At 44.9% G+C, this 3812-nt stretch carries 1 protein-coding gene; it reads right to left on the reverse strand.

Annotation, left to right across the window (positions count from 1 at the left end):
• Positions 1 to 104: 104 nt before the first annotated feature.
• Positions 105 to 3707 (reverse strand): beta strand repeat-containing protein, encoded by a 3603-nt coding sequence (locus tag IQ263_RS27765; RefSeq protein ID WP_228050426.1) that lies wholly within the window; start codon positions 3705 to 3707, stop codon positions 105 to 107.
• Positions 3708 to 3812: the final 105 nt, after the last annotated feature.

The raw sequence follows: 3812 nt of genomic DNA on the forward strand, positions 1-3812 counted from the left end.
TCTTCATGTCATTGCTCGAATGGATAAGGTTCGACCAATTACACCAGGCATAGAGTCGAACTCATGCACTGGCTAATTTCATAAATTCCTTTTTTTGTCAACTCCTAATACTGAACCGACGCCCTAGAACGCGGAAACGACTGCGATGTAATGCTAGATTGTCCCGTGGTAATTGCGCCCGCCGTACCGTTGCTAGCAGCATTTCCAACGACAAAGGGTTGAATCGGCGACCCTCCATCTCCCCCAGCGTGCACAATTGTAATTTGGCCACCACCGGCACCGCCAGCAGTAGAAATGCTAGCAAATCCCGTCGGCGAAAGTGGGGTGGAAAAAGTACCAGTAGCGCGGAAAAATCCCCCTGTCGATTCAATAAAAACATTCCCACCGGTGCCGCCAGTACCGCCTTGTGCATCGATCGACTTTACTTGAATATCGCCGATCGGATCTAAGAACACATTGCCGCCATTTCCCGCTGTACCGAAGGAGGTAATTTGTCCCGCCGTAATTGAATTTAAAGCTTTAACGGTGATGTTCCCGCCCGTATTTCCCGCTGTATTCAAATCTTGAGCATTCACTTTTCCCTGCGGGCTAAAAAGCTCAATCGTCCCTCCATTTCCAGCATTTGAAGCAGCGACATTGCCCAATAAATTGATATTTCCCGCGCTATTTATTTGCAAGCTTTGCACGTTAATTGTCGAGTTGGCTGTTACGTCGCCAGCATTTTTGATCGCAACATTTGCTAACTGTCCAATGGCGCCGACTGCTGCGCTGAAAGTGATGCTGCCGCTACCTGCATCCAGATTTAGGCTGCGGGCCACATCAATACTGTCGATCGCGCCTCCAAAGGCAATATTTCCGCCACCCGTGCTCAATATCGCGTCTTTCGTCAAACCGAGAACACCGTTAATATTGATATTGCCATTATTAGTAGTAACATTGCCACCCAATTTAGTGCTGTCAGCAGCAATATTAAAACCCGAATTGCTCGCAATATTACCTGTCAATTCCGCTTGCTTTGCGGTAACATTCAAAACAGAAAGTGGTGCTGTTCCGCCGATATTTCCTTGCACCAGCACATTGCCTGTAGCTGCATCTAAGTTTAACAAATGATTGCCGTCGATCGCACCAACTATCTTAATATCTCCGCCGCCGCTACTGAGATTAATATCGTTTCCGAGTTGGATAGTGCCGTTAAGGGCGATCGGGCTTTTATTGGTATTGATGCCAGAATTTAAATTAATTGTGGAAGCGTTGAGGGCGATACTGCTGTTGTCATTGCCCGTCAGAGTGCCATCAAGTGCGATCGCCCCAGTTCCCCCTTGAATAGTTACGGGGTCTAAAAATGTGAGATTATTAGATATACTAACCTTGGCGGTGCTATCCGATCGCCCGATCGCGATCGAGCTAAACCCATTTTGAATAAAATTAAGTTCCGATCCCGTCAAATCTAAAGCGCTAGTATTGTTATCAGTTCCGCCAACCACAATATTTTGGCCGGCTGTTGCTGGTTGCAGCGTTAGCGCGCCCGTACCAGAAACCTTACCTAAAAAATCAATTTCACCGGCAGTTAAAGTCAGCGGGTTACTACCGGCCGATAAACTAGAACCGAAAGCAATAGTTGCATCTCCGAGTGTAAAATTTACAGGAGTATTTAATGTCACCGGCCCACTAAAACTAATGTTGTCATTAGTTGTGGTAATATTTCCGCTCAGGGCAACGCTTCCCGCGCCATTTTGATTAAATGCACCGTCTAAGTTCAGATTATTTAAAATATTTAGATTGCCCGTATTGCTAATTATTAGCGTACCGTTATTGGTAGTAGTCAAAGCTCCTTGCAGATTGATCGTGTCAGCCGAAATTCCAATATTGCCACCTACGTTAATCGCAGAATTTGCATTGATATTTTTTCCGCTAATTTGCAACTTACTTAAAGAATTAGCATTGCCAACTGCACCATTAAATGTAACATTACCGGTATCCCCATTCACAGTCAACTCGCTACTGCCGTTAACTGTATCATTAAAAGTAAGATTGTCACCTGAAATAATCAGATTATTGGCAACAGTGACAGCATCTCCATAAGTTTGACTTCCCGTAGTTGTCACATCGCCATTCAGTTGAGTTGTGCCGCCAGCGTTAGTGGTGATGCTAGCAGCCTTGACGGCATTAAATGCAGTTGTTCCTGTACTATTAACTGTAATATTTCCTAATGTTGCGGTATTGCCAACTGCACCATTGAATGTAACACTACCGCTCACCGCCTGCACAGTCAAATCGCTGGTGTCATCCACAGTATTATCGAAAGTAATGCTGTCACCTGAAAGAATCGGATTATTGGCAATTGTCACTGCATCTGCATAAGTTTGAGCGCCGATTGTAGTGACATTTGCCTTGACTTGAGTTGTGCCGCCAGCATCTGTAGTCAAACTCGCAGCATTAACTGTTTGATTAAATGCAGTTGTTCCTGTAGAATTAGCTGTTAAATTGCCGATCGCCTTTGAGCTCCCAACTGCACCATTGAATGTAACATCACCAGTCGTCCCATCCACAGTCAAATCGCTACCGATGTTATTGGAGTTAACAGTATTGTTGAAAGTAATACCGTTCCCTGTGAGAGTCGGATTCTTGGCAATTGTCACAGCATCTCCGTAGATTTGACTGCCGGTTGTCTTGACATCGCCATTGAGTGTAGTTGTGCCGCCAGCATCTGTGGTTAAACTTGCTGCATTGACTGTTTGATTAAATGCGGTGGTTCCTGTAGAGTTAGCGGTAATATTTCCTAATGCTGTAGTATTCCCAACTGCACCATTGAATGTAACATTACCGCTCACCGCCTTCGCCGTCAAATCGCTGGTGCCGTCCACAGTATTATTGAAAGTAATGTCGCTACCTGTGAGAATGGGATTATTGGCAACAGTGACAGCTTCTCCGTAGGTTTGACTGCCGGTTGTTTTGACATCGCCATTAAGTGTAGTTGTGCCGCCAGCATTGGTGGTGAAACTGGTAGCCGTGATAGCATTAAATGTAGCTTTACCAGCACTATTTACAGTGAGATTTCCCAAGGGTGTGGTGTTGCCGATCGCCGATTTAACTGAAAAGTTAACTGTACCTGTTTCTAAAGTGAGATCGCCGCTGCCATCAATGTTATTGTTAAACAGAATATTGCCACTTGCTGAATTGCCATTGCTCACTAAGACACTATTTCCAACTAAGGTATTGCCGTTAATTGTGATATTTTGAGATTGAGTGGTAATATTGCCCTTCAGGTTATTAGTTGTAGCGTTGAGAGTAATGGAAGCATTATCTGTTCCCGAAATCGATTGGTTGGGATTGACAAAAATAGTGCCTTGAGTATTAAAAGTCACAGGATCGGCAAAAGATACTGGCAAATTCTCTACAGTGATATTGCCTGTAGTAGTTTTCCCTCCGAAAATAATGGCACTAAAGCCATTACGCAATGAGGATAAAAAAGGTGCTCCTATATCGATCGCCTGCGGATCGAAAGGAAGTCCAGCCTGGAAGCGAATTCCGACATTCGGCGAAAACGGCTCAATTGAAAAACTCCCTTTACCCTGCGCGAAACCTCCTCCCAAAAAGCCAATCTCATTGCTGCTAATGCTAATATTTCCCGTACCGGGCAATCCATTAGCATCAATGCTATTTATCCCAACTTCATTGGGAGTTGCTGACGGTGTTACGCTGCACAACCCTAGACAAACAGGGCATACGCGATAGCAATACTTTCGCTATTGATAGCTAAAGCAAAGGAGCCGTCCCTCAAAGCTCGGATCATAATGTTCCGAGCGCCGCCC

Source organism: Tychonema sp. LEGE 06208, assembly GCF_015207505.1.
Classification (GTDB): domain Bacteria; phylum Cyanobacteriota; class Cyanobacteriia; order Cyanobacteriales; family Microcoleaceae; genus Microcoleus.